Source organism: Streptomyces sp. NRRL S-1022 (assembly GCF_000720135.1).
Classification (GTDB): domain Bacteria; phylum Actinomycetota; class Actinomycetes; order Streptomycetales; family Streptomycetaceae; genus Streptomyces.
The window spans coordinates 1-309 of sequence record NZ_JOIU01000183.1; the positions used below are offsets into that span (position 1 = coordinate 1).

A 309-nucleotide genomic window follows, 5' to 3' on the forward strand; every position below is an offset into this window, starting at 1 on the left:
ACGGTACTGGCCCGCCACCTGGTCACCACCCACGGCGCACGCCACCTCCTCCTCGTCAGCCGGCGCGGCCCCCAGGCACCGGGAGCCACCGAACTCAAGAACGAACTCCACGCCCTGGGAGCCCAGGTCACCCTCGCCGCCTGCGACGTCTCCGACCAGGAAGCGGTCACCACACTGCTCGCCACCATCCCCGCCGACCACCCCCTCAAGGCAGTGATCCACACCGCGGGAGTACTGGACGACACCGTCCTCACCGCCCTGACCCCCGAACGCCTCGACACCGTCCTCAAACCCAAGACCGACGCCGCG

General features: G+C 70.2%; 1 protein-coding gene. It reads left to right on the plus strand.

Annotated elements, in window-relative coordinates:
• Positions 1-309 (plus strand): KR domain-containing protein (locus IG05_RS43340; protein ID WP_037816060.1); only part of this gene is annotated, 309 nt, incomplete at both ends.